This window comes from Ensifer sp. ENS07, assembly GCF_014852185.1.
Lineage (GTDB): Bacteria > Pseudomonadota > Alphaproteobacteria > Rhizobiales > Rhizobiaceae > Ensifer > Ensifer adhaerens.
The window spans coordinates 140,041-164,304 of the sequence record NZ_JACVBE010000015.1 but is presented as its reverse complement, the minus strand read 5'-3'; the positions used below and the strand labels follow the sequence as shown (position 1 = coordinate 164,304).

Sequence of the window (24,264 nt, the reverse complement as noted above, 5' to 3'; positions counted from 1 at the left end):
TGGTTCCCTCAGCCTTCCGTGCCTGGTTTTGCCATAGTCGCAGCGACGGCGGCATCGATCGCGGCTTCGACCCGCAAACGCTGGTCGAGCTTGGCCTTGAAAGCCTCGCCCGCCGGCTTGGCGGTGTCGGGCACGCCATTCCACTCCAGAGCGGCGCCCTTGAGGTCGCCATTGTTCAGCTTGTCCTCGATCCGGGCGATGACGGCTTCGGGCGTTTCACCCTCGACGCTGCCGACGGGACGCACGCGGATGCCAGACATGGCGCTGGACACCAGCCGGTCGAAGATACCCTCGTTCGGGTCGGGCTGGTTGAGAGCGTCGAGCATGGCGTCGGCGGTTTTCGGGAACTCGCGGCGCAGATCCGTGCGGGTCGGCACGCCGACCTGGGCATCCTGGGCGAGCGCGGCGACGGCCTGTTCGTCCGGCGCGATGCTGCGCAGCGCGTCGAGTTCGGCGAGGAAAGGCCCGCCGCGATCGATCGCCGACTTCAGTGCAGTGACCGCAACGGCTTTCGCCATCTGGATATCGTTGACCGGCTCGTTGAGCTTCTGCTCGGCGGTCTCGATGCGGCTCGTCAGTTCCGCCTTCTCGGCGGTCGCCGACTGCTGCGCATCGGCGAGCGCCGTCTTCAGACCTGCAAGCTCCTTGGTGAGATTGTCGACTTCCGCCTTCAGCGTCTCGACCTCGGCGCTCGGCGCGCCGCTCGCAGCCGGTTGGGAGGCCGACTGTTCGAGCGCGGCGATACGACCTTCGAGTGCGGTGTTGTCGACGACGGCTGCGGGGGTGGGCAGCGCCGCGATCTGGTCGCGCAGGGCCTGCAGTTCGCCGGAAATGTTCTGCTCGACGCCGCGGGTCGGCCCAAGTCCAGGCACGATGCCGGCATATCGCAGGCCGCCGAAGCCGAGCAGCGTCACGAGACCGCCGACGATGCCGGCTGCGAGCGCACCGGAGTTCGATACCGGCTTCTGCGGCGGTGCCGGTTCGGGCTCGCGGGCCACATGCGGCGGCTCTTCGGCGAAGACGGCCGCGGCCGCGTCGGCAGCGGCATCGGCGCGCTGCTCCTCGATTTCTTCGTCCAGGCGGGATCCGGCGGCGCTGTCGTCGCTGGTGTCCCTTATCGGCTCATCCGTCTCGGCTTTGTGCGCTGTGTTTTCGGCCGCAGCGTCTGCCAGCGTCTCGCCGGTTGCTTCCGGGCCGGCCGGTTCCGCAACGGTTTTCTCCGCTTCGAGGTCGATCGTCAGCGGTTCCTTCTCGGACTTCGAGCGGCGCGGCGGGTTTTCCGATACCATGGTGACCTCTTACCGTTAGTGCCTGTCGGCTCTTCCTTCAAACCTAGTCAGCCGGAACGGTGAGGGAAAGCCCCTCCGTTCCGTTTTTGGATGAATTCGATGTTAGAGAAGACTGAAAAGGCTGTCTTCATCGGGCCTTGCGGCGGTCTCCGCCACGACGTTACCCGGCAGCGCCTCGGCCACCACGGGGCTGAGGCAGAGGTAGCGCGGCGCAAAGGAAGCAGCATTGACACCGGCTTCGGAAAGCAGGCGAACGAACTGTCGCGCGGTCTCTCGCGAGTATAAAAGCACGGCGTCGGGACGGCTGCTCCGCCGCAGATCTTCGATCGCGGCGCGCGAATGGGCGATCGGCTCCATGCGGTAGCACTCGACCGTCCGGTGCTCTATGCCGCGTTGTCTCAGCCCCTTTTCCAGCCCTTCGGAGCGCGGCGTTCCTGCCAGATAGAGCAGGGGAAGTGGCGGCAGCGTGTCGATGGTCGCGCCGATTAGGTCCGCCAGGGACTGGCCGGTACCCTCCGCTATGCGCAGATCGGAGAAACCGAGCCCGGCTGCTGCTTGCGCCGTGGCGGCGCCCACGCAGAAGCACGGGGTCGCCAGATGCTGTGACAGGTCTGCATCTGACGATACGAGCATCCGAATGGCTTCGGCGCTGGTGAGCACGATCGCCGCATGCGGCACTTCAAGCGCGGCAACGGAGACGGCAGCAAGATGGGTCGCCTGCATCAGCGGCAGCAGGATCGGCCGGTGGCCGGCGGCTTCCAGCCGGCGTACCGTCGCCTCGGCGGCGGGGAGCGGCCGGGTGACGAGCACGCGCATGGCTTTAAGTCCAGCTTGCAAAGAAGCCGGGGCCGGCCTTGGCGCGGATCTCTTCTCCGGCCTTTTGCCCAAGCGCTTCGGCGTCGGTGGCCTTGCCCTCGATCGTAACCCGGTGATGGGTCTGGCCGTCGGGCGTGAGGATCATGCCGGAAAAGCTGAGATGGGTGCCGTCCGAGGTGGCGAGACCGGCGATCGGCGTGCGGCACGAGCCGTCGAGCGTCGCGAGGAAGCCACGCTCGCAGGCGACTGCCTCATGGGTGCGGGGATCGTCGATGGCTGCGAGCAGGTCGTTGATGCGGCTGTCGCCGATGCGGCTCTCGATGCAGATCGCGCCTTGGGCCGGCGCCGGCGGGAATTCCTGGGGGTCGAGCAGTTCGGTCGGAACGTCGGTCATGCCGAGACGCTTGAGGCCCGCATAGGCAAGCAGTGTCGCATCGACCTGGCCCTCGGCGAGCTTTCTCAGCCGCGTTTCCACCTGGCCGCGATAGGTGATGACATTGATATCCGGACGCAGCCGGCGGATCAGCGCCTGGCGGCGCAGCGACGACGAGCCGACGGTCACGCCTTGCGGCAGTTCCATCAGTTTTTTTGCCGTCCGACCGATGAAGGCATCTCGAATGTCCTCACGCGGCAGGAAGGCGGAAAGACAGAGGCCGTCAGGCAGTTTCGTCGGCATGTCCTTGGACGAATGCACAGCGAAATCGAGTTCGCCCGACAGCAATTGTTGCTCGATCTCTTCGGTGAACAGGCCCTTGCCGCCGATCTCGGCGAGCGAGCGGTCGGTGATCCGGTCGCCCTTGGTCGAAAGGATGACGACCTCGAACATTTCCGGCGCCAGACCATGCGCCGCTGCGAGGCGATCGCGCGTTTCATGGGCTTGAGCGAGCGCCAGCGGGCTGCCGCGCGTGCCGATCCGGAAAGGTTTTGTTTGCATCAAAGGCTATCCATTGTTACCGGAGTTCCGTGTACCCACCTTTCGGTGCGACCGCAATCTTTGAGTAGTTCCCGATGTCTCCGCCCCTGCGCATCCTCGGCATAGAAACAAGCTGCGACGAAACCGCCGCTTCCGTCATTTTGCGCGATTCCGACGGTAAGGGCCACATCCTCGGCGACGTGGTCTTAAGCCAGCTGGAAGAGCACAGCGCCTATGGCGGCGTGGTTCCGGAGATCGCGGCGCGCGCCCATGTGGAGGCGCTCGACACGCTGATCGAGGAAGCGCTGCTCAGGGCCGGCGTCACGCTTTCCGACATCGACGCCATTGCTGCGACAAGTGGTCCCGGTCTGATCGGCGGCCTGATCGTCGGGCTGATGACCGGCAAGGCGATCGCGCGCGCAACCGGCAAGCCACTCTATGCCGTCAATCACCTCGAAGGCCACGCGCTGACCGCGCGGCTGACCGATGGGCTCTCCTTCCCCTATCTGATGCTGCTCGTTTCCGGCGGTCACACGCAACTGATCCTCGTCAAGGGCGTCGGCGAATACGAACGCTGGGGCACGACGATCGACGATGCGCTCGGCGAAGCCTTCGACAAAACGGCCAAGCTGCTCGGCCTCCCCTATCCGGGTGGTCCGGCGGTCGAGCGGGCAGCACTTGCCGGCGATCCGCAGCGTTTCGATTTTCCGCGACCGCTCGTCGGTGACGCCAGGCTCGATTTTTCCTTTTCGGGATTGAAGACGGCGGTGCGCCAGGCGGCGCAATCGCTGGAGCCGGTAACGGAGCAGGACATCGCCGATATCTGCGCCTCGTTCCAGCGGGCGATTTCCCGCACGCTCAAGGATCGGGTCGGGCGCGGCCTGAAGCGCTTCAAGGCGGAGCATGGCAGTGTGGCGCGCCCGGCGCTGGTGGTTGCCGGCGGTGTCGCCGCCAATCAGGTGCTGCGCTCGACGCTGCAGACCTTGTGCGCGCAGTCCGGTTTCGACTTCATCGCGCCGCCGCTTTCGCTCTGCACGGACAACGCGGCAATGATCGCCTGGGCCGGTGCCGAGCGGCTGGCGGCAGGCATGGCGGCCGACGGCCTTGATGTCGCGCCGCGCTCGCGCTGGCCGCTCGACGCCCAGGCGCAGGCGCTGCTCGGTTCGGGTAAACGCGGCGCCAAGGCGTGACAAGATCTAAAGCATACGGATAGAGCATGAACGACATTTCCAAGAACGGGCCGAAGATCGTCGTGGTCGGCGCAGGCGCCTTTGGCACCGCGCTCGCCGCGGTTGCCGCCTCGACCGAAGGCAGCGACGTGACGCTGCTTGCCCGTCGTCCGGAGATTGCCGAATCCTGCCGCGACACCGGCCGCAATGAGGACGCCCTGCCGGGCATCGACCTGCCGCCGGCGCTGAAGCATACGGCCGATGTCTCGGTTCTTGCCGATGCCGAGGTCGTGCTCTTCGTGATGCCGTCGCAGGCGCATAGGGATGCGGCGAGACAGTATGGTCCTCATATCAATGCGGCTGCCACGATCGTCACCTGCGCCAAGGGTATGGAGCAGGCGACGGGACGGTTGCTGACCGACGTGCTGGCGGAGGAGCTGCCCGGCCATGCAGTCGGCGTGCTCTCCGGTCCGGGTTTCGCCGCCGATATCGCCAAGGGCCTACCGACGGCTATGGTGGTCGCCGCGGCCGATGGTCAGACGGCGACGATGCTGGCCGAGGTGCTCTCGGGTCCGACCTTCCGGCTCTATCCCTCGCAGGATCGCATCGGCGTGCAGCTCGGCGGCGCGCTGAAGAATGTGCTGGCGATCGCCTGTGGCATCGTCGAGGGCGCAGGCCTTGGCGACAGCGCCCGTGCCGCGCTGATCTCGCGTGGCCTTGCGGAGATGTCGCGCTTCATTGCTGCCGAGGGCGGCGAGGCCGATACTGTGCGCGGTCTCTCCGGCCTTGGCGATCTGGTGTTGACGGCGACCAGCCACCAGTCGCGCAACCTGCGTTTCGGCATCGCGCTCGGCAAGGATGGTCGCGCCAGCGGACGCAAGGGCGAACTGGTCGAAGGCGCGTTCGCCGCATCGGTTGCTGCCCGCGTTGCCCATGATCTCGGCGTCGAAATGCCGATCACCGAAGCGGTGGCGGCGATCATCGACGGCAAGCTCGATGTCCGCACCGCGCTCGAACAGTTGATGACCCGCCCGATCACTCAGGAATGAAGGGAGCGGCGATCTTCCGCCCGCATCCCGCGCCAACGAAAACTCTAGGAGGAAGCATGCTCTTCGCACTTCATTGTACCGACAAGCCAGGCGCGCTGCAGCTTCGGCTCGATACCCGCCCTGATCACGTCGCCTATCTCAACGATCTTAACGCCAAGGGCATTTTGAAGATGGCCGGTCCGTTCCTCGGCGACGACGGCAAGCCGACCGGTAGCCTGGTGCTCGTCAAGGCAGAGACGATCGACGAGGCGCGTGCGATCGCCGAAGCCGATCCCTATGCCAAGGCCGGGCTCTTTTCCAATGTCGAGATCAAGGCCTTCAACTGGGTCTTCAACAATCCGGAGGCTTGAGACCAAGATGGCGCATTGGCTCTACAAATCCGAACCGTTCAAATGGTCCTGGCAGATGCAGAAGGATGCCGGCGCCAAGGGCACCGAATGGACCGGCGTGCGCAACTATCAGGCGCGCAACAACATGCGGGCGATGCAGATCGGCGACAAGGGCTTCTTCTACCACTCGAACGAAGGGCTTGAGATCGTCGGCATCGCCGAGGTCTGCGCGCTGTCGCATCCGGATTCGACCGCCGAGGGTGACGCCCGCTGGGACTGCGTCGATATCCGCGCGGTTGTCGACATGCCGCGGCCGGTGACGCTGAAGGAGATCAAGGACAATCCGAAGCTCGCCAAGATGTCGCTCGTCACCTCCATGCGCCTGTCGGTGCAGCCGGTGACCGAGGACGAATGGCTCGAGGTCTGCCGCATGGGCGGGCTCGACAATCCGCCGCGTTAGTCTTGTTTTCCGCCTGTCCGGGACGCTCGGGCAGGCGCGGAGAGTTTTGTGAAGACCGATCCGGAAAGCTTCATCCTCGAAAACACCGATGTGCTCACGCCGCCGCATGTGCCGGAGATCCGTCTGCATCTGGCGACCGAAGCGCATGAGCTCTGGCTGAAGACCGAGGAAGAGTTGCAGGAGATCGGCCTGCCGCCGCCGTTCTGGGCCTTCGCCTGGGCCGGCGGGCAGGGGCTCGCCCGCTACATCCTCGATCACCCCGAAGCGGTGCGCGGCCGCCGTGTCGTCGACTTTGCCTCCGGTTCGGGTCTGGTGGCGATCGCGGCGATGAAGGCGGGTGCAGTATCGGTGCTGGCCGCCGATATCGACCCCTGGGCGGAAACGGCCGTCCGGCTCAATGCCGCACTCAACGGGGTCACGCTTTCCTATACCGGCGAGGACATCACTGGCCGCGATCTTGAAGCCGAGGTCTATCTCGCCGGCGACGTCTTCTACGACAAGGCTTTTGCCGACCGGTTGAAACCGTGGTTTTCGGGACTTGCCGCGAACGGCGCCTCGGTGATCGTCGGCGATCCAGGACGTTCCTATTGCCCGCGCGAGATGATGACGGCGCTTGCCAGCTACGAGGTCCCCGTCACCCGGGCGCTGGAGGACAGCGAGGTCAAGCGTACCACCGTCTGGCGCTTTGGCACGGCCGTACGCGATTAATTATACCCGCACTTCCGACGATGCCCCCGATCATCGAAACCGTTGGCCTGACGGGCTGATATCGCTGTAGCTGCGATTACCGGCGGATGACGCAGACGCCGTGTTCGTAGGTGCAGGAACCGTTCATGGTCTGTGGCGTGACGTTGATGATCTTGCCGCGTTTCGCCTCGGGCGGCGGTGCAATGTCTGCCTCATCCGCGTAGCCGTAGTCGCCTTCCTGGCTGAAATAGATGCCGTTGCCGACGTCGACATAGGCCGAAATGCCGCCGACATAGGTGCCGATACCAGGAATGATGTCCGGATATTCATCACCGCCATAATAGCTCGGGCGATAGTCTCGGCCTTGGTTGCTCGATGTCCAGATCTCGCGCCCGGCCTGATCGCGCCCCCATCCGCCGCCATTGCCCCACCGCTCGGGATAGGCCCGATATTGCGGCAGGCGGACATGGCGGGTGCGGGTCGAGACCTGCGGCGGCACGTCAGAGATGCCTGGGCGACCGTCGTGCCTGCGGGCGTCGGATGTCCAGTAGTCGCGACCGGCTCCGTCGCGCACCCATCCGCCACGATGCTCCGGCCGTCCGGCGTAAGCGCCGGGGTAGGGGCGGTAGCGCGGCAGGCGAACGTGCCGGGTGCGCGTGTTCACTTCCGGCGGGCCACCGTTGGACGCCCAGTCGCGGCGCGGTCCGCGATGGCGGTCCCAGTCGTTGCGATAACCCCTCCGGTCGAAATCGTGACGTGGATAGCCGTGATCGGCGTTCATCCTGACATGGCGTGTTCGTGTCTGTACCCCCGACAGTCCGCCCCGGTCTCGAGCTTCCATCGGGATGTAGCTGGTGGCGATGACCAGGCCGGCAAGCGCTAGCACTTTGGTCGCATGGATTGCCCTGAACAGAATCATTCTGCTCGCCCTCCGGGTGACGCTTAACAAATCGTTAAGGGCACTCTGGGCCACATCGTCGGGAAAGTCACGGAATTGCTTGGCTTTTTGTCGCTATCGTTAACGCCGGCCCATGTCTTCGGCTGGCAGGAAAATGGCGCAATTCGTCTAATCGATTAAATTGATTTTGCACCGCAAACACACTTGTCGTTAAGCTTTATGGTGATTAAAGGTCCGAATGACTGAATTGCGCACAATCAGGTGCGATACCGGACTAAAATCGTCCAGTTTTTTGGGCGGAAATCCGGGCATTCCGTGAGGTTCCGATGACGAATGTCACAAGAAGCCGGCCACTCTCGCCGCATCTTCAAATCTATAAACCTATCCCGACGATGGTCATGTCCATTGTGCACCGCATCACCGGTGGTGCGCTCTACTTCGGGACCATCCTCGTCGCCTGGTGGCTGATCGCCGCTGCGTCGGGTGCTGCCTATTACGACTGGGTCAGCTGGCTGTTCGGTACGCTGATCGGCAAGCTGGTGCTGTTCGGCTATACCTGGGCCCTGGTGCACCACATGCTCGGCGGCTTGCGCCACTTTGCCTGGGATCTCGGCTACGGCTACGAGAAGCACTTCGCCACCAGGATGGCCAAGGCAACGATCATCGGTTCGGTGGCGCTGACGCTGCTGATCTGGGTGGTTGGCTATCTCGTTCGCTGACTGAGGGAGAATACTCATGGATATGCGCACTCCTCTCGGCAAGGTTCGCGGTCTTGGCTCGGCCAAGGAAGGCACGGACCATTTCTGGCGCCAGCGCCTGACGGCCGTCGCCAACGTTCCGCTGTTGATCTTCTTCGTCATCTTTCTCGTTCGCTACGCAGGTGCGCCCTATGCGGATGTCGTCGCCGCGCTCGCGAACCCCTTCGTCGCCGTCGTCATGGCGCTCGTCGTGCTCTCGGGCCTCGTTCACATGCGGCTCGGCATGCAGGTGATCATCGAAGACTACGTGCATGGTGAAGGCATGAAGATCGTGCTTCTCATGCTCAATACATTTTTCACGATCGCGGTTGGCGGGCTCTGTCTCTTCGCCATCCTGAAGATCGCTTTTGCAGGGTAATTTCGCCATGGCATCGAACAGTTCACCCGCTGCAAACGGCAAGGCCTATCAATATGTCGATCACGCCTTCGACGTCGTCGTCGTCGGCGCCGGCGGTGCGGGCTTGCGCGCGACGCTCGGCATGGCCGAGCAGGGTCTGAAGACCGCCTGCATCACCAAGGTCTTCCCGACCCGCTCGCACACGGTTGCCGCCCAGGGCGGCATTGCCGCCTCGCTGCAGAACATGACTCCGGATAGCTGGCAGTGGCACCTCTACGACACCGTCAAGGGTTCCGACTGGCTCGGCGACGTCGACGCCATGCAATATCTCGCCATGGAAGCGCCGAAGGCGGTCTATGAGCTCGAACACTATGGCGTGCCGTTCTCGCGCAATGCCGAAGGCAAGATCTACCAGCGGCCCTTCGGCGGCCACATGCAGAACTACGGCGAAGGCCCGCCGGTCCAGCGCACCTGTGCTGCTGCCGACCGTACCGGCCACGCGATCCTGCACACGCTCTATGGTCAGTCTCTGCGCAACAACGCCGAGTTCTTCATCGAGTATTTCGCGCTCGACCTGATCATGTCGGATGACGGCCGCTGCACCGGCGTCGTCGCCTGGAACCTCGACGACGGCACGATCCATCGCTTCTCCGCCAAGATGGTGGTGCTGGCGACCGGCGGTTACGGTCGCGCCTACTTCTCGGCGACCTCGGCGCACACCTGCACGGGCGACGGCGGCGGCATGATTGCACGCGCCGGCCTGCCGCTGCAGGACATGGAATTCGTCCAGTTCCATCCGACCGGCATCTACGGTGCGGGCTGCCTGATCACCGAAGGCGCACGCGGCGAAGGCGGCTACCTCGTCAACTCCGAAGGCGAGCGCTTCATGGAGCGCTATGCGCCGTCCGCCAAGGACCTTGCCTCGCGTGACGTCGTCTCGCGCTGCATGACGATGGAAATCCGCGAAGGCCGCGGCGTCGGCAAGAACAAGGATCACATCTTCCTGCACCTGGATCACCTCGATCCGGCCGTCCTGCACGAGCGCCTGCCGGGCATCTCGGAATCGGCGAAGATCTTTGCCGGTGTCGACGTGACCCGCGAGCCGATCCCGGTTCTGCCGACGGTGCACTACAACATGGGCGGCGTGCCGACCAACTACTGGGGCGAAGTCCTGAATGCTGACAGCCAGAACCCGGAGCGCATTGCGCCCGGCCTGATGGCCGTCGGCGAAGCCGGCTGCGCCTCGGTACACGGCGCCAATCGCCTCGGCTCCAACTCGCTGATCGATCTCGTGGTCTTCGGCCGTGCCGCCGCCATCCGCGCCGGCCAGGTCATCGACCGCAACGAGCCGGTGCCGGAACTCAACAAGGCCGCCTGCGACCGGATCATGGACCGCTTCGACCGCCTGCGTAACGCCAATGGCTCCACGCCGACCGCCGTGCTGCGCGAAAAGATGCAGCGCGCCATGCAGGAAGACGCGGCCGTGTTCCGTACCCAGGAATCGCTGGAATCGGGCTGCAAGCGCATCTCGGCGATCTGGAAAGAGATGCCCGACATCAAGGTCACCGACCGCTCGATGATCTGGAACTCGGACCTCGTGGAGACGCTGGAACTCGAAAACCTCATGGCCAACGCGATCACGACGATCTACGGCGCCGAAGCGCGCAAGGAGAGCCGTGGTTCGCACGCCCGCGAGGACTACACCGAGGGTCCGCTCGGCGGCCGCGACGACGTCAACTGGCGCAAGCACACGCTCGCCTGGGTCAACGAGGCCGGCGACGTCAAGCTCGACTACCGCCCCGTCCATACCGACCTGATCGCCGACGGCATCGATCCCAAGAAGATCGAGCCGAAGGCCCGCGTCTATTGATCTTGAGGAACAAGCCACATGGTTGAACTCGCTCTCCCCAAGAACTCGCAGATGACGGAAGGCAAGGTCTGGCCGAAGCCTGCCGGCGCGACCAACGTTCGCGAATACCGCATCTATCGCTGGAACCCGGATGACGGTGCCAATCCGCGCATCGATACCTTCTACATCGATGTCGACGATTGCGGCCCGATGGTGCTCGACGGTCTGCTCTACATCAAGAACAAGATCGACCCGACGCTGACGCTGCGCCGCTCCTGCCGCGAAGGTATCTGCGGGTCGTGCGCCATGAACATCGACGGCACCAACACGCTTGCTTGCACCAAGGGAATGGACGAGGTGAAGGGTGCGGTAAAGGTCTATCCGCTGCCGCACATGCCGGTCGTGAAGGACCTGGTTCCCGACCTCACCAACTTCTACGCCCAGCACCGCTCGATCGAGCCCTGGCTGAAGACGGTGTCGCCGACGCCGGCCAAGGAATGGAAGCAGAGCCACGAGGACCGCCTCAAGCTCGACGGCCTCTACGAGTGCATCCTGTGCGCCTGCTGCTCGACCTCCTGTCCGAGCTATTGGTGGAACGGCGACCGTTACCTCGGTCCGGCGGTTCTGCTGCAGGCCTACCGCTGGCTGATCGATAGCCGCGACGAAGCGACCGGCGAGCGCCTCGACAACCTCGAGGATCCCTTCCGCCTCTATCGTTGCCACACGATCATGAACTGCGCCCAGGCCTGTCCGAAGGGCCTGAACCCGGCCAAGGCGATCGGCGAGATCAAGAAGATGCTGGTCGAGCGCCGTGTGTAATCGGCCGGACCGGACATGAAGTTTTGGAAACGGCGGGCCCTGGCTCGCCGTTTTCTGTTTTGCGCCTCTCCAGGGCGGCGGACAATTCGTGATTGTGCCGATGCGGGAGAGGCGGGCCGACGGCAGGAGGCGATGATACGCAGCGAGGACGTGGCGCGCGATCCGGCCCTGCGGACGTTTCAATCCTGCAACAGGTCGCCAGGAATCGTCGTCCCTTGATTTGTCAGGTGGATTTGCTGTATTTCGGCCTATATTATCGCGTTGCATCATGGTTCGCGGACACGAACAGGAGTAGGGATATGCGGGTAATTCATGCGGCGGCGGGGCTGGCGGTTGTGCTTGCGCTGGCCGGATGCCAACGGACGTCGATGGGCGGTTTCAGCTCCCAGGACGCCTCGCCCGCTCCCATCCAGGCCGCACCGGTCCCTTCGGTTTCGTCGAACCAGCTTCCGGCACCAACCGGAAACACGTCGCAATTCCCGGCTGCACCGGCGAGCGGCACGGCGGTTGCCGGCGGCGCTGTCCAGCAGCCCGGCACGCAGGTCGCCGCGGCTGCAGGTGGCGGGCTCGACGTCACCAAGGAAGCGATGGTCGGCAACTGGCGCGTCTCCAGCGCCGGCAGCTCCTGCGACATGTTCCTGACGCTCACCAATCTTGGCTCCGGTTCGCGCGGCGGCACCCGCGGTTGCGCCGGCGAGCTGACGACCATGGGCTCCTGGGAAGTGGCCGGCAAGCAGGTGGTCCTCAAGGACCGTAGCGGCAATGCCATCGCCCGCCTCTACAAGACGGCCGACGCGCGTTTCGACGGCTCGACCAATGGCGGCCAGCCGGTCAGCCTCAGCCGCTGACGCTTCTCCAGCCCGGTCTCATGCCGGGCTTTTGTTTTCCGTCCCATCTCGGGTGAGACGTGCTCAATCCTGACGACAGCATTTACCGCAAGCTCGAAGCGCTCGTCGCGAACGGCGAGCGCAAGCGTGACCCGGCGCAGTTTACGATCGCGCGGCGGTTCGATCATCTCTCGGCCGAGCTGCTCGCCAGCCGCCCGTCGCGCAAGACCAATGCGCTCGGCTGGCTGTTTGCCTCGCGCAAGAAGGACCACCCGCCGGTCAAGGGCCTCTACATCCACGGCGGCGTGGGGCGCGGCAAGACCATGCTGATGGACATGTTCTTCGAGGCGGTGCCGATCCAGCGCAAGCGCCGGGCGCATTTCCACGAGTTCATGGCCGATGTGCACGAGCGCATCTACAAGCACCGGCAGAAGCTGAAGAACGGCGAGACCAAGCAGGCCGATCCGATCCCGCCCGTCGCCTCCGAGCTCTTCGGTGAAGCGCGGCTGCTCTGCTTCGACGAATTCTCCGTGACCGACATCGCCGATGCGATGATCCTCGGCCGCCTGTTCGGCGAACTCTTCGCCAAGGGCTGCGTGCTGGTTGCGACCTCGAACGTGGCGCCCGACGATCTCTATCGCGATGGCCTCAACCGCAGCCTGTTTTTGCCGTTCATCGAACTCCTTAAGGCAAATGCCGAGGTTATCTCGCTGGACACGGACACCGACTACCGGCTGACAAAGACCGACGGCAGCCCGGTGTGGCTCTCGCCGCTCGGGCCTGAGGCGGATGCGGCGATGGCGCGCGCCTGGGCTCATGAGACCGGCAATGTGCCGGCCGCTCCGGCGGACGTGCCGCGCAAGGGGCGCAAGATCCCCGTACCGGCCGCGTCCGGAAAGAGTGCACGCTTCAATTTCGCCGACCTCTGCCAGCAACCGCTTGGGGCTGCCGACTATCTCGCCATCCTCGAGCGCTATTCGACGATCTTCGTCGACCACGTACCGCATCTCGGTCCGCATATGCGCAACGAGACCAAGCGCTTCATCCTGCTGGTCGATACGCTCTACGACAACGGCGCCCGGCTCTTTGCCTCGGCGGCGGCAGAGCCGCAGGATCTCTTGACCCAGAAAAAGGGCACGGAAGGCTTCGAGTTCGACCGCACGGTTTCACGTCTGATCGAGATGCAAAGCGAGGAATATGCCGCTGCGCATCCCGCAAATGTTGCTGTTTCGTGACGCAGATGTGGCGAAAACTCTTACGTTTACGTAAGAATTTTATGATCTAACCGATTGAAATTGTTCCACCAAAAAGTATCGATTGATATTTTACCGATTGCCGTTTAATGGCTTCCGGCGAAGGTTTGGCGTTTGCCGCGTTTCAGGCCTTGATCATATTGGGATCACAAAGGAAGCACTTTCATGGCTCGCAACAAGATCGCACTTATCGGTTCAGGGATGATTGGTGGCACGCTGGCGCATCTCGCCGGCCTGAAGGAACTGGGCGACATCGTCCTCTTCGACATCGCCGACGGCATTCCGCAGGGCAAGGGTCTCGACATCGGCCAGTCCTCCCCGGTCGAAGGCTTCGACGTGAACCTGACGGGTGCGAGCGACTATTCCGCCATCGAAGGCGCTGATGTCTGCATCGTCACCGCCGGCGTCGCTCGCAAGCCGGGCATGAGCCGCGACGACCTGCTCGGCATCAACCTCAAGGTCATGGAACAGGTCGGCGCCGGCATCAAGAAGTATGCCCCGAACGCCTTCGTCATCTGCATCACCAACCCGCTCGACGCCATGGTGTGGGCGCTGCAGAAGTTCTCGGGCCTGCCGAAGAACAAGGTCGTCGGCATGGCCGGCGTTCTCGATAGTTCGCGCTTCCGCCTGTTCCTCTCGCAGGAATTCAACGTCTCGGTCCAGGACGTCACCGCCTTCGTTCTCGGCGGCCACGGCGACACCATGGTGCCGCTCGCCCGCTACTCGACCGTTGCCGGCATCCCGCTGACCGACCTCGTGCAGATGGGCTGGGTCACCAAGGAACGCCTCGAAGAAATCATCCAGCGCACCCGTGACGGCGGCGCCGAAATCGTCGGCCTGCTCAAGACCGGTTCGGCCTACTACGCACCGGCCGCCTCGGCGATCGAAATGGCTGAAGCCTACCTCAAGGACAAGAAGCGCGTTCTGCCCTGCGCGGCACACCTGACCGGCCAGTACGGCGTCAAGGACATGTATGTCGGCGTTCCGACCGTTATCGGCGCCGGCGGCGTCGAGCGCATCATCGAGATCGATCTCAACAAGGCCGAGAAGGAAGCGTTCGACAAGTCCGTCGCTTCGGTCGCCGGTCTTTGCGAAGCCTGCATCGGCATTGCGCCGAGCCTCAAGCAGTAATCGCCTCCCGTCGGGCGGACGCTGATCCGCTCGACCTCATTGTTTTTGCCGCATTGGTGCGGGTAGGTGCCCCACCTGCCCGCACAATGCTCAGACAGGAAAAACACCATGAACATTCATGAATATCAGGCCAAGGCTCTCCTGAAGAGCTATGGCGCACCGGTCGCGGAAGGTGTCGCGATCTTCTCGGCTGACGAAGCTGAAGCTGCTGCCAAGTCGCTCCCGGGCCCGCTCTACGTGGTCAAGAGCCAGATCCATGCGGGCGGCCGCGGCAAGGGCAAGTTCAAGGAACTGTCCGCCGACGCCAAGGGCGGCGTTCGTCTTGCCTTCTCGATCGACGAAGCCAAGGCTCATGCCAAGGAAATGCTCGGCAACACGCTCGTCACCGCGCAGACCGGCCCGGCCGGCAAGCAGGTGAACCGCCTCTACATCGAGGACGGCGCCGACATCGAGCGCGAACTCTATCTGTCGCTGCTCGTCGACCGCTCGGTCGGCCAGGTTGCCTTCGTCGTTTCGACGGAAGGCGGCATGGACATCGAGGCTGTTGCGCACGACACGCCGGAAAAGATCGTCAACGTCGCGATCAACCCGGAAGCCGGCGTCACCGCCGCTGATCTTGCCAAGCTCACCGCGGCCCTGAAGCTCGACGGCGAAGCCAAGGCTGACGCTGAAAAGCTCTTCCCGATCCTCTACAAGGCCTTTGTCGAGAAGGACATGAGCCTGCTCGAGATCAACCCGCTGATCGTCATGAAGAACGGCCGCATGCGCGTTCTCGACGCCAAGGTCTCGTTCGACGGCAACGCGCTCTTCCGCCACGACGACATCAAGGCTCTGCGCGACGAGACCGAAGAAGACGCCAAGGAAATCGAGGCCTCGAAGTGGGATCTCGCCTATGTCGCGCTCGACGGCAACATCGGCTGCATGGTCAACGGCGCCGGCCTTGCCATGGCGACGATGGACATCATCAAGCTCTACGGCAAGGAGCCGGCGAACTTCTGCGACGTCGGCGGCGGCGCCGGCAAGGAGAAGGTCGCGGCAGCCTTCAAGATCATCACGGCCGACCCGAAGGTCGAGGGCATCCTCGTCAACATTTTCGGCGGCATCATGAAGTGCGATGTCATCGCTGAAGGCGTCGTTGCGGCCGTGCAGGAAGTTGGCCTCAAGGTTCCGCTGGTCGTTCGTCTCGAAGGCACGAATGTCGAGCTTGGCAAGAAGATCCTGAATGAATCCGGCCTGGCGATCACCGCCGCCGACGATCTGGACGATGCTGCCAAGAAGATCGTCGCCGCGATCAACGGCTAACTGAAGGACCACCTCATGTCGATTCTCGTTAACAAGAACACCAAGGTCCTCGTTCAGGGCCTGACCGGCAAGACCGGCACCTTCCATACCGAACAGGCGCTTGCCTATTACGGCACGCAGATGGTCGGCGGTATTCACCCGAAGAAGGGCGGCGAAACCTGGACCGGCTCCAAGGGCGAAAGCCTGCCGATCTTCGCCTCGGTTGCCGAAGGCCGTGAAAAGACCGGCGCGGACGCATCCGTGATCTACGTTCCGCCGGCAGGTGCCGCGGACGCGATCATCGAGGCGATCGATGCGGAAATCCCGTTCATCACCTGCATCACCGAAGGCATCCCGGTTGCCGACATGGTACGCGTCAAGGCTCGCCTCGACCGCTCCAAGTCGCGTTTGCTCGGCCCGAACTGCCCCGGTATCCTGACGCCGGAAGAATGCAAGATCGGCATCATGCCGGGCTCGATCTTCCGCAAGGGTTCGGTCGGCATCGTCTCGCGCTCCGGCACGCTGACCTATGAAGCCGTGTTCCAGACCTCCAACGAGGGCCTCGGCCAGACGACGGCCGTCGGCATCGGCGGCGACCCGGTCAAGGGCACCGAGTTCATCGACGTGCTTGAGATGTTCCTGGCGGACGAAGCCACGACCTCGATCATCATGATCGGCGAAATCGGCGGCTCGGCCGAAGAGGATGCTGCACAGTTCCTCATCGACGAAGCCAAGAAGGGCCGCAAGAAGCCGATGGCCGGTTTCATCGCGGGCCGTACCGCTCCGAAGGGCCGTACCATGGGCCACGCCGGCGCTGTCGTTTCCGGCGGCAAGGGCGATGCGGAATCCAAGATCGCTGCGATGGAGCAGGCAGGCATCCGCGTATCGCCTTCGCCGGCTCGTCTCGGCAAGACGCTGGTCGAAGTCCTCAAGGGCTGATCTCAAACCATTTGTCCGGGCCGGTCGATCCGGCCCGGACAACGTGCCTGCCGCCTGTTTCCTTGGCTGATTGAAGATCAGGACATGCGGCAATGACTGCCACGGTGACCCAGCGCGTCCTGACGATGCGCGGCGCCGTAGGAAAAAGGCCCGGCGCCCGGACGCGCCGAACGAACATGAACGACCGGGATACCCGGCAACCCAACTTCAGTCAGGAGGCGGACAGATCAGTCCGCGTGAGACCATGACAAGGCAAGAGGCCAACGAGCAATTCCAGCTCACTTCGTTTCTGGACGGCGCCAACGCCGCCTATATCGAGCAGCTCCATGCACGCTACGAGGCGGACCCGGCGTCCGTGTCGGCTGAATGGCAGGCCTTCTTCAAGGCGCTCGCCGACCGGCCGGAAGATGTGGTGAAGGCAGCCAAGGGCGCCTCCTGGAAAAAGAACAACTGGCCGATCCCGGCCAATGGCGAACTGGTCTCGGCGCTCGATGGCGACTGGGGCACGGTCGAGAAGGTCATCGAGAAGAAGGTCAAGGCGAAGGCCGAGGAAACGGCGGCCGCCACCGGCACCGTCGCCAGCGCTGCTGACATCCATCAGGCGACGCGCGATTCCGTCCGCGCCATCATGATGATCCGCGCCTATCGCGCCCGCGGCCACCTGCATGCCAAGCTCGACCCGCTCGGCCTGGCTGCCCCGGTTGAAGACTACAACGAGCTTTCGCCCTCGAACTACGGTTTCGAGGACAAGGATCTCGACCGCAAGATCTTCATCGACAACGTGCTCGGCCTCGAATACGCGACCCTCCGCGAGATGGTCGAAATCCTCGAGCGCACCTACTGCTCGACGATCGGCGTCGAGTTCATGCACATGTCCAACCCGGAAGAGAAGGGCTGGATCCAGGAGCGCATCGAAGGTCCGGACAAGGGCGTCGACTTCACGCCGGAAGGCAAGAAGGCGATCCTGCAGAAGCTGATCGAGGCCGAAGGCTTCGAGCAGTTCATCGACGTCAAGTACAAGGGCACCAAGCGCTTCGGTCTCGACGGCGGTGAGTCGCTCATCCCGGCGCTCGAGCAGATCATCAAGCGCGGCGGCCAGGAAGGCCTCAAGGAAATCGTGCTCGGCATGGCCCACCGCGGCCGTCTGAACGTGCTTTCCCAGGTCATGGCAAAGCCGCACCGCGCCATCTTCCACGAGTTCAAGGGCGGCTCCTACGCGCCTGACGACGTCGAAGGTTCGGGCGACGTGAAGTACCACCTCGGTGCGTCTTCCGACCGCGAATTCGACGGCAACAAGGTTCACCTGTCGCTGACGGCGAACCCGTCGCACCTGGAAATCGTCAACCCCGTGGTCATGGGCAAGGCACGCGCCAAGCAGGACCAGATGGCGACCGTCTTTGAAGGCGACATCATTCCGCTGCGCGAACGTTCCAAGGTCATGCCGCTTCTGCTGCACGGCGACGCTGCCTTTGCCGGCCAGGGCGTGATTGCTGAAATCCTCGGGCTTTCCGGCCTGCGCGGTCACCGCGTTGCCGGTACGGTCCACTTCATCATCAACAACCAGATCGGCTTCACCACCAATCCGGCCTTCTCGCGCTCGTCGCCCTATCCGTCCGACGTCGCCAAGATGATCGAAGCGCCGATCTTCCACGTTAACGGCGACGATCCGGAAGCGGTTGTCTACGCGGCCAAGATCGCCACCGAATTCCGGATGAAGTTCCACAAGCCTGTCGTCATCGACATGTTCTGCTATCGCCGCTTCGGCCACAACGAAGGCGACGAGCCGGCGTTCACGCAGCCGAAGATGTACAAGGTCATCCGCGCCCACAGGACCGTCGTCCAGGTCTACTCCGACCGCCTGATCGCCGAGGGCCTGATTTCCGAAGGCGAAGTCGAGAAGATGAAGGCCGACTGGCGTGCGCATCTCGAACAGGAGTTCGAGGCCGGCCAGTCCTACAAGCCGAACAAGGCCGACTGGCTTGACGGTGTCTGGTCGGGCCTGCGCTCTGCCGACAACCAGGACGAACAGCGCCGCGGCAAGACCTCGGTGCCGATGAAGCAGTTGAAGGAAGTCGGCCGCAAGATCTCTGAGATCCCGGCTGGTTTCAGCGCGCACCGCACGATCCAGCGCTTCATGGAAAACCGCGCCAACATGATCCAGACCGGCGAGGGTGTCGACTGGGCCATGGCTGAGGCGCTCGCTTTCGGCACGCTGGTCACGGAAGGCACCAAGATCCGCCTGTCGGGTCAGGACTGCGAACGCGGCACCTTCTCGCAGCGCCACTCGGTGCTCTACGATCAGCAGTCGGAAGAGCGCTACATCCCGCTCGCAAACCTGTCGCCGACCCAGGCGCGCTACGAAGTCATCAACTCGATGCTTTCGGAAGAGGCGGTTCTCGGCTTCGAGTACGGCTACTCGCTCGCCCGTCCGAACGCGCTCACCCTCTGGGAAGCTCAGTTCGGCGACTTCGCCAACGGTGCGCAGGTCGTCTTCGACCAGTTCATCTCGTCGGGCGAACGCAAGTGGCTGCGCATGTCGGGTCTCGTCTGCCTGCTGCCGCACGGCTATGAAGGCCAGGGTCCGGAGCACTCGTCTGCTCGCCTGGAACGCTTCCTGCAGCTCTGCGCGGAAGACAACATGCAGGTCGCCAACGTCACGACGCCGGCGAACTACTTCCACATCCTGCGCCGCCAGGTGAAGCGCGACTTCCGCAAGCCGCTGATCCTGATGACGCCGAAGTCGCTGCTGCGTCACAAGCGTGCGATCTCCAGCCTGTCGGAAATGGCCGGCGAGAGCTCGTTCCACCGCCTGCTGTGGGACGATGCCGAGGTGATCAAGGACGGCCCGATCAAGCTGCAGAAGGACTCGAAGATCCGTCGCGTCGTGCTCTGCTCGGGCAAGGTCTACTACGACCTGCTCGAAGAACGCGAAAAGCGCGGCATCGACGACATCTACCTGCTGCGCGTCGAACAGCTCTATCCGTTCCCGGCCAAGGCGCTCATCAACGAGCTCAGCCGCTTCCGCAACGCGGAGATGGTCTGGTGCCAGGAAGAGCCGAAGAACATGGGCGCTTGGTCGTTCATCGACCCGTACCTCGAATGGGTTCTCGCCCATATCGACGCCAAGTATCAGCGCGTGCGCTACACCGGCCGTCCGGCTGCCGCATCGCCGGCGACGGGCCTGATGTCGAAGCACCTGGCGCAGCTTGCCGCCTTCCTCGAGGACGCGCTGGGGGGCTGATGCTCCCCACGCTCTGAGCCAATAGAAACAGATATCTGATCAACGGAACAAAAATCATGGCAACAGAAATCCGCGTTCCCACCCTTGGCGAATCCGTCAGCGAAGCGACCGTCGGCACCTGGTTCAAGAAGGTCGGCGACGCCATCAAGGCCGATGAACCCCTGCTCGAACTCGAAACCGACAAGGTGACGATCGAAGTTCCGGCTCCGGCCGCAGGCACGCTCTCTGAAATCGTCGCCCAGGCCGGCGAGACCGTCGGGCTCGGCGCGCTGCTCGGCCAGATCGCTGCAGGTGCCGCTGGCGCCGCAGCGGCCGCTCCGGCTGCTGCCGCCGAAAAGAAGGCCGAGCCGGCTGCTGCCGCCCCGGCCGCTGCTGCAGCACCGGCTGCCTCGTCGATGCCGCCGGCACCGTCGGCTGGCAAGCTGCTTGCCGAAAACAACCTCTCGGCCGATCAGGTCGACGGCTCCGGCAAGCGTGGCCAGGTGCTGAAGGGCGACGTCCTTGCAGCCGTCGCCAAGGGCATCTCGACGCCGGCCGCTTCCGAGCCAGCCAAGGTCCAGGCCCGTGCGCCGTCGACGGCTGAAGACGTCGTTCGCGAAGAGCGCGTCAAGATGACCCGCCTGCGCCAGACGATTGCCCGTCGCCTCAAGGATGCGCAGAACACTGCCGCCATGCTCACCACCTACAACGAGGTGGACATGAGCGCCGTCATATCGCTGCGCAACAAGTACAAGGACATCTTCGAGAAGAAGCACGGCGTGAAGCTCGGCTTCATGGGCTTCTTCACTAAGGCCGTCACCCACGCGCTGAAGGAAATCCCGGCCGTCAACGCCGAGATCGACGGCACCGACATCATCTACAAGAACTACTGCCACATCGGCGTCGCCGTCGGCACGGACAAGGGTCTTGTGGTTCCGATCGTTCGCGATGCCGACCAGATGTCGATCGCCGAGATCGAAAAGGACATCGGTCGCCTCGGTAAGGCTGCCCGTGACGGCGCGCTGTCGATGGCCGACATGCAGGGCGGCACCTTCACCATCTCCAACGGTGGCGTCTACGGTTCGCTGATGTCTTCGCCGATCCTCAACGCGCCGCAGTCGGGCATCCTCGGCATGCACAAGATCCAGGAGCGTCCGGTCGCCATCGGCGGCCAGGTCGTCATCCGCCCGATGATGTACCTCGCGCTCTCCTACGATCACCGCATCGTCGACGGCAAGGAAGCCGTGACCTTCCTCGTGCGCGTCAAGGAAAGCCTGGAAGATCCGGAACGCCTGGTTCTCGATCTCTGATATCCGGAAACAGCGGGGGCGTCCTTCATGCCCCCGCCGTTCGCCGTCCGCGATCACGCGCGGCGAAAACCGTCTCTGCGGCCTGGCCGGAGAGACTGGCCGTCAGGGCCGATGATGTCGATCCGAACCGCTCCTGCGATTGCGAGGGATGATGGAAGCCGCCGCAGCGTCGACTGAAATCTGGGTGCTTGGCTGGAGCGTGGTGTTCCTGATCGTGCACATCCTGGTGCAGGCGCTGTCGCTCGATCTCGCCGGCGATCTCGGTTTCAAATATCTGCTCGGCCCCCGCGACGAACAGCGCGTTTCGAAGAGCATCGTGGCAGGACGTTTGCTGCGGTCGCTTCGCAACATGCTGGAAACCTATCCGGCCTTTGTTGGGCTTGCGCTCGCCCTGGCGGTGACCGGCAAGACCGGCGGTCTCGGCGCCATCGGCGCAGTGACCTGGCTTCTGGCACGGCTGGCTTACACTGTTCTCTACGCGGCCGGCGTTCCCGTGTTGCGCACCCTCGTCTGGTTCGTGTCGATCATTGCGCTGTTGCTGATGGTCGTCCGGCTCATGGCATAGCATCCCGGCGACAAGGCAAGAGGAGACTGGCATGGCATTCGGACCCGACGTTCCGCCGATCCAGGCGCATATCTGCGTCAAGGACGGGCTTGCCGCCATCGCCTTTTACGAGAAGGCGCTCGGTGCGGTGAATACATTCCACGCGATGGCCGAGGACGGCAAACGCGTCATGCACGCCAGTCTGGCGATCTACGGCGGCGAGGTGATGCTGCACGACGAATTCCCCGAATTCGGCGGCAGCGTGCTTTCGCCGAACACGATCGGCGGTACCGGCGTTGCGATCAGCATCAACCTGGCGAAGGCTGCCGATGTCGACGCAGCCTACGACAAGGCGGTGGCCGCCGGGGCATCGACAGTTCTGGAGCCGCAGGATACCTTCTGGCACGCACGCTACGCGCGCATCCAGGATCCCTTCGGCCACGTCTGGGCCTTCAACGCACCGGTCGCAAACCCATGAGCCAGTATTTCTTCGAACTCGCATCGCTGATGGCGATCTTCGCCTTCGCCATCGTCTCACCCGGCGCCGACCTCGCGATGGTCATGCGCCAGTCGATCGTGCATGGCCGCCGCCCGGCGATCATCACGTCCTTCGGCATCGGCACGTCGCTGATGTTCCATGTGACCTACACGATCCTCGGCCTCGGGCTGATCATTTCGCAGTCGATCTATCTGTTCAACATCGTCAAATGGTGCGGCGTCGCTTACCTGATCTATATCGGCATCAAGGCGCTTCGCGCCGGCCAGACGGAGATCAACGTCGACCACACGGAAGGCAACCGGCCGGTCAAGGGCCAGTCGGCGGCCAAGGCCTTCGGCCTCGGCTTTGCCGCCAACGCGCTCAACCCCAAGCCGGTGTTCTTCTTCCTGTCGATCTTCTCGACGGTCGTTCACGCCCATACGCCGATGATGATCAAGTTCGGCTACGGCCTTGTCATGGCGACCTGCCTGATCTCGTGGTTCGTCGGCGTCAGCCTGTTCATGACGACGCCGCGCATGCGTGCTGCGTTTACCCGCGCCAGCAAGTGGATCGACCGCGCCAGCGGCGTGGTCTTCATCGCGCTCGGCCTCAAGCTCGCGACGGAGAAGGCTGCCTGATCATGCGCTCCGGTCGTCTCCTTTCAGCCCTGCTCGGTCTTGCCTTTGCTGCGCCGGCGATCGCCGCTGACTGCAAGCAGTCGCACGCGATCTACGGCGACCGCGACGGGGCCTACGAGCTGCGTTTCGAACCGGTCGGCTCGGCAAGCGCCGCGACCAGCAACCACTTCAAGGTGGCGGTTCTCAAGCCCGGCCTGCTGCTCGATGGCGTCGTCATGCCGGCGGGCGAGCCGGAACGGGCGACCGGGCTGATCATGCACAATTGCCCCGAGGGGGATGCGACCGGCGAGGAACTGCGCGCCTGTACTGTGTGGCAGGGTGTCGTCTACGCGCTCGACAAGGCCGGCGCGATCAGCGAGATCCCGCAAGAGACCGAGACGGCGGCCGAGCAACTGCTGCTTCCCGACTTCGGTCCGTCGCTTCGCGCTTCGACCGCCTGGGGCAAGGGCAAGGCCGAGGCCGACAGTTGGGATGCCTTCACGTTCAAGGGATGCGCCGCATGAGTGCGAGCCCTGTTCTTCTCGTGACCGGCGGCAGCCGCGGCATCGGTGCTGCAATCTGCCTTGGCGCTGCAAAAGCCGGCTGGCGGGTCGTTGTCAATTATGCGTCGAACCGCGATGCGGCCGATGCGGTTGTCGGCGCGATCGAGCGGGCCGGCGGCACGGCGATCGCAGTTCAGGGCGATGTCGGCTCCGAGGCGGATGTCCAAGCGATCTTTGCTGCCGTCGATTCGGCTTTCGGCCGGCTGGACGGGCTCGTCAACAATGCCGGCATCGTCGGACAGACGGCACGTGTCGACGAGATGTCGCCCGAGCGGCTTGAGCGCATGTTCCGCATCAACGTCACCGGCTCCATCCGCTGTGCAGCGGAAGCCGTCCGGCGCATGTCGACACGATACGGGCACCAGGGCGGTGTCATCGTCAACATCTCCTCGGTTGCCGCCACGCTTGGCTCGCCGGCGCAGTATGTCGATTACGCCGCCTCGAAGGGTGCGATCGACACCTTCACGACAGGGCTTTCGCGCGAGGTCGCGACCGAAGGCATTCGCGTCAACGCGATACGGCCCGGCATCATCGATACCGAGATCCACGCCTCCGGCGGCCTGCCGGACCGGGCGCGTGATCTCGCCTTCACCATTCCCGTTCAGCGACCCGGCACGGCCGAGGAAGTCGCTGACGCGGTTCTCTACCTCCTGTCGGATAAGGCGACTTATGTGACGGGGGCAATTCTCAATGTCAGCGGCGGACGGTAACCGTCCTGAAGGAAGGAT

At 63.8% G+C, this 24,264-nt stretch carries 25 protein-coding genes; 21 read left to right on the top strand and 4 right to left on the bottom strand.

What is annotated here, in order from left to right; all coding sequences use genetic code 11:
• Nucleotides 1–8: 8 nt before the first annotated feature.
• The 3 genes from IB277_RS31680 to hemC form a co-directional block, all read right to left on the bottom strand.
• Nucleotides 9–1,289: a COG4223 family protein gene (locus IB277_RS31680; protein ID WP_192372588.1), complete on the bottom strand. Its 1,281-nt coding sequence runs from the start codon at nt 1,287–1,289 to the stop codon at nt 9–11.
• Nucleotides 1,290–1,391: 102 nt separating this feature from the next.
• Complete coding sequence (locus IB277_RS31675; protein ID WP_090295304.1) at nt 1,392–2,105, bottom strand: uroporphyrinogen-III synthase; 714 nt, start codon at nt 2,103–2,105, stop codon at nt 1,392–1,394.
• Between the two features lie 4 nt (nt 2,106–2,109).
• Entirely contained in the window at nt 2,110–3,039 is a 930-nt protein-coding gene (hemC, locus tag IB277_RS31670) for a hydroxymethylbilane synthase (RefSeq protein WP_089044334.1), read from the bottom strand.
• A 74-nt stretch (nt 3,040–3,113) separates the two neighbouring features.
• Between hemC and tsaD the strand changes: the two genes are divergently transcribed.
• From tsaD to IB277_RS31645, 5 genes are read left to right on the top strand one after another with little or no spacing between them, the layout of a single operon-like run.
• Complete coding sequence (tsaD, locus tag IB277_RS31665) at nt 3,114–4,208, top strand: tRNA (adenosine(37)-N6)-threonylcarbamoyltransferase complex transferase subunit TsaD (RefSeq protein WP_077968123.1); 1,095 nt, start codon at nt 3,114–3,116, stop codon at nt 4,206–4,208.
• Nucleotides 4,209–4,234: 26 nt separating this feature from the next.
• On the top strand, nt 4,235–5,236 hold the full coding sequence (locus IB277_RS31660) for an NAD(P)H-dependent glycerol-3-phosphate dehydrogenase (protein WP_090295306.1): 1,002 nt from the start codon (nt 4,235–4,237) through the stop codon (nt 5,234–5,236).
• A gap of 56 nt (nt 5,237–5,292) precedes the next feature.
• Complete coding sequence (locus tag IB277_RS31655) at nt 5,293–5,586, top strand: YciI-like protein (protein ID WP_034802587.1); 294 nt, start codon at nt 5,293–5,295, stop codon at nt 5,584–5,586.
• A gap of 7 nt (nt 5,587–5,593) precedes the next feature.
• Entirely contained in the window at nt 5,594–6,025 is a 432-nt protein-coding gene (locus IB277_RS31650; protein ID WP_090295307.1) for an EVE domain-containing protein, read from the top strand.
• Between the two features lie 48 nt (nt 6,026–6,073).
• The gene (locus IB277_RS31645; RefSeq protein ID WP_110818903.1) at nt 6,074–6,733 is read left to right on the top strand and encodes a methyltransferase; all 660 of its coding nucleotides are present in this window, start codon (nt 6,074–6,076) and stop codon (nt 6,731–6,733) included.
• Nucleotides 6,734–6,809: 76 nt separating this feature from the next.
• Here IB277_RS31645 and IB277_RS31640 read toward each other — a convergent pair whose 3' ends face one another.
• Nucleotides 6,810–7,631, bottom strand: coding sequence for a hypothetical protein (locus IB277_RS31640; RefSeq protein ID WP_090295311.1), 822 nt, complete (start codon nt 7,629–7,631; stop codon nt 6,810–6,812).
• Between the two features lie 305 nt (nt 7,632–7,936).
• On the opposite strand from IB277_RS31640, the gene sdhC reads away from it, so the two are divergent.
• The 16 genes from sdhC (at nt 7,937) to IB277_RS31560 (ending at nt 24,246) form a co-directional block, all read left to right on the top strand.
• Nucleotides 7,937–8,329, top strand: coding sequence for a succinate dehydrogenase, cytochrome b556 subunit (gene sdhC / locus IB277_RS31635; RefSeq protein ID WP_060586452.1), 393 nt, complete (start codon nt 7,937–7,939; stop codon nt 8,327–8,329).
• 16 nt (nt 8,330–8,345) lie between these two features.
• On the top strand, nt 8,346–8,726 hold the full coding sequence (gene sdhD / locus IB277_RS31630; RefSeq protein ID WP_034802578.1) for a succinate dehydrogenase, hydrophobic membrane anchor protein: 381 nt from the start codon (nt 8,346–8,348) through the stop codon (nt 8,724–8,726).
• A 7-nt stretch (nt 8,727–8,733) separates the two neighbouring features.
• Nucleotides 8,734–10,575 carry a succinate dehydrogenase flavoprotein subunit gene (gene sdhA, locus IB277_RS31625; RefSeq protein WP_060521403.1) on the top strand — a complete coding sequence of 614 codons (1,842 nt, stop codon included), beginning with the start codon at nt 8,734–8,736 and terminating at the stop codon, nt 10,573–10,575.
• An 18-nt stretch (nt 10,576–10,593) separates the two neighbouring features.
• On the top strand, nt 10,594–11,373 hold the full coding sequence (locus IB277_RS31620) for a succinate dehydrogenase iron-sulfur subunit (RefSeq protein ID WP_034802573.1): 780 nt from the start codon (nt 10,594–10,596) through the stop codon (nt 11,371–11,373).
• 299 nt (nt 11,374–11,672) lie between these two features.
• Nucleotides 11,673–12,221, top strand: coding sequence for a protease inhibitor Inh/omp19 family protein (locus tag IB277_RS31615; RefSeq protein WP_034802570.1), 549 nt, complete (start codon nt 11,673–11,675; stop codon nt 12,219–12,221).
• Between the two features lie 59 nt (nt 12,222–12,280).
• Complete coding sequence (gene zapE / locus IB277_RS31610; protein ID WP_090295312.1) at nt 12,281–13,435, top strand: cell division protein ZapE; 1,155 nt, start codon at nt 12,281–12,283, stop codon at nt 13,433–13,435.
• 183 nt (nt 13,436–13,618) lie between these two features.
• The gene (mdh, locus tag IB277_RS31605) at nt 13,619–14,584 is read left to right on the top strand and encodes a malate dehydrogenase (RefSeq protein ID WP_034802565.1); all 966 of its coding nucleotides are present in this window, start codon (nt 13,619–13,621) and stop codon (nt 14,582–14,584) included.
• 108 nt (nt 14,585–14,692) lie between these two features.
• Nucleotides 14,693–15,886: an ADP-forming succinate--CoA ligase subunit beta gene (gene sucC / locus IB277_RS31600; RefSeq protein WP_090295314.1), complete on the top strand. Its 1,194-nt coding sequence runs from the start codon at nt 14,693–14,695 to the stop codon at nt 15,884–15,886.
• A 15-nt stretch (nt 15,887–15,901) separates the two neighbouring features.
• Nucleotides 15,902–16,804, top strand: a complete 903-nt coding sequence (sucD, locus tag IB277_RS31595) for a succinate--CoA ligase subunit alpha (protein ID WP_034802559.1) — start codon at nt 15,902–15,904, stop codon at nt 16,802–16,804.
• Nucleotides 16,805–17,048: 244 nt separating this feature from the next.
• Nucleotides 17,049–20,045: a 2-oxoglutarate dehydrogenase E1 component gene (locus IB277_RS31590; protein WP_060521400.1), complete on the top strand. Its 2,997-nt coding sequence runs from the start codon at nt 17,049–17,051 to the stop codon at nt 20,043–20,045.
• 56 nt (nt 20,046–20,101) lie between these two features.
• Nucleotides 20,102–21,334, top strand: coding sequence for a 2-oxoglutarate dehydrogenase complex dihydrolipoyllysine-residue succinyltransferase (odhB, locus tag IB277_RS31585; RefSeq protein WP_192372586.1), 1,233 nt, complete (start codon nt 20,102–20,104; stop codon nt 21,332–21,334).
• Between the two features lie 151 nt (nt 21,335–21,485).
• The gene (locus tag IB277_RS31580; protein ID WP_060521399.1) at nt 21,486–21,899 is read left to right on the top strand and encodes an MAPEG family protein; all 414 of its coding nucleotides are present in this window, start codon (nt 21,486–21,488) and stop codon (nt 21,897–21,899) included.
• Between the two features lie 31 nt (nt 21,900–21,930).
• On the top strand, nt 21,931–22,356 hold the full coding sequence (locus IB277_RS31575) for a VOC family protein (RefSeq protein ID WP_090295317.1): 426 nt from the start codon (nt 21,931–21,933) through the stop codon (nt 22,354–22,356).
• Entirely contained in the window at nt 22,353–22,994 is a 642-nt protein-coding gene (locus IB277_RS31570; protein ID WP_090295318.1) for a LysE family translocator, read from the top strand. The genes IB277_RS31575 and IB277_RS31570 overlap by 4 nt, the downstream gene beginning before the upstream one ends.
• A gap of 2 nt (nt 22,995–22,996) precedes the next feature.
• On the top strand, nt 22,997–23,497 hold the full coding sequence (locus IB277_RS31565; protein ID WP_089044341.1) for a hypothetical protein: 501 nt from the start codon (nt 22,997–22,999) through the stop codon (nt 23,495–23,497).
• Nucleotides 23,494–24,246, top strand: a complete 753-nt coding sequence (locus IB277_RS31560) for an SDR family oxidoreductase (protein ID WP_090295465.1) — start codon at nt 23,494–23,496, stop codon at nt 24,244–24,246. The genes IB277_RS31565 and IB277_RS31560 overlap by 4 nt, the downstream gene beginning before the upstream one ends.
• Nucleotides 24,247–24,264 lie beyond the last annotated feature (18 nt).

Excerpts from the sequence above, each read along its gene's own strand:
- IB277_RS31580 (WP_060521399.1), top strand. The coding sequence starts at position 21,486 with ATGGAAGCCGCCGCAGCGTCGACTGAAATCTGGGTGCTTGGCTGGAGC.
- tsaD (WP_077968123.1), top strand. The coding sequence starts at position 3,114 with ATGTCTCCGCCCCTGCGCATCCTCGGCATAGAAACAAGCTGCGACGAA.
- IB277_RS31655 (WP_034802587.1), top strand. The coding sequence starts at position 5,293 with ATGCTCTTCGCACTTCATTGTACCGACAAGCCAGGCGCGCTGCAGCTT.
- mdh (WP_034802565.1), top strand. The coding sequence starts at position 13,619 with ATGGCTCGCAACAAGATCGCACTTATCGGTTCAGGGATGATTGGTGGC.
- IB277_RS31560 (WP_090295465.1), top strand. The coding sequence starts at position 23,494 with ATGAGTGCGAGCCCTGTTCTTCTCGTGACCGGCGGCAGCCGCGGCATC.
- IB277_RS31650 (WP_090295307.1), top strand. The coding sequence starts at position 5,594 with ATGGCGCATTGGCTCTACAAATCCGAACCGTTCAAATGGTCCTGGCAG.
- sucC (WP_090295314.1), top strand. The coding sequence starts at position 14,693 with ATGAACATTCATGAATATCAGGCCAAGGCTCTCCTGAAGAGCTATGGC.
- IB277_RS31565 (WP_089044341.1), top strand. The coding sequence starts at position 22,997 with ATGCGCTCCGGTCGTCTCCTTTCAGCCCTGCTCGGTCTTGCCTTTGCT.
- sucD (WP_034802559.1), top strand. The coding sequence starts at position 15,902 with ATGTCGATTCTCGTTAACAAGAACACCAAGGTCCTCGTTCAGGGCCTG.
- sdhD (WP_034802578.1), top strand. The coding sequence starts at position 8,346 with ATGGATATGCGCACTCCTCTCGGCAAGGTTCGCGGTCTTGGCTCGGCC.
- IB277_RS31680 (WP_192372588.1), bottom strand. The coding sequence starts at position 1,289 with ATGGTATCGGAAAACCCGCCGCGCCGCTCGAAGTCCGAGAAGGAACCG.
- IB277_RS31640 (WP_090295311.1), bottom strand. The coding sequence starts at position 7,631 with ATGATTCTGTTCAGGGCAATCCATGCGACCAAAGTGCTAGCGCTTGCC.
- IB277_RS31615 (WP_034802570.1), top strand. The coding sequence starts at position 11,673 with ATGCGGGTAATTCATGCGGCGGCGGGGCTGGCGGTTGTGCTTGCGCTG.
- IB277_RS31675 (WP_090295304.1), bottom strand. The coding sequence starts at position 2,105 with ATGCGCGTGCTCGTCACCCGGCCGCTCCCCGCCGCCGAGGCGACGGTA.
- sdhA (WP_060521403.1), top strand. The coding sequence starts at position 8,734 with ATGGCATCGAACAGTTCACCCGCTGCAAACGGCAAGGCCTATCAATAT.
- IB277_RS31660 (WP_090295306.1), top strand. The coding sequence starts at position 4,235 with ATGAACGACATTTCCAAGAACGGGCCGAAGATCGTCGTGGTCGGCGCA.
- IB277_RS31620 (WP_034802573.1), top strand. The coding sequence starts at position 10,594 with ATGGTTGAACTCGCTCTCCCCAAGAACTCGCAGATGACGGAAGGCAAG.
- odhB (WP_192372586.1), top strand. The coding sequence starts at position 20,102 with ATGGCAACAGAAATCCGCGTTCCCACCCTTGGCGAATCCGTCAGCGAA.
- sdhC (WP_060586452.1), top strand. The coding sequence starts at position 7,937 with ATGACGAATGTCACAAGAAGCCGGCCACTCTCGCCGCATCTTCAAATC.
- IB277_RS31570 (WP_090295318.1), top strand. The coding sequence starts at position 22,353 with ATGAGCCAGTATTTCTTCGAACTCGCATCGCTGATGGCGATCTTCGCC.
- hemC (WP_089044334.1), bottom strand. The coding sequence starts at position 3,039 with ATGCAAACAAAACCTTTCCGGATCGGCACGCGCGGCAGCCCGCTGGCG.
- IB277_RS31590 (WP_060521400.1), top strand. The coding sequence starts at position 17,049 with ATGACAAGGCAAGAGGCCAACGAGCAATTCCAGCTCACTTCGTTTCTG.
- IB277_RS31575 (WP_090295317.1), top strand. The coding sequence starts at position 21,931 with ATGGCATTCGGACCCGACGTTCCGCCGATCCAGGCGCATATCTGCGTC.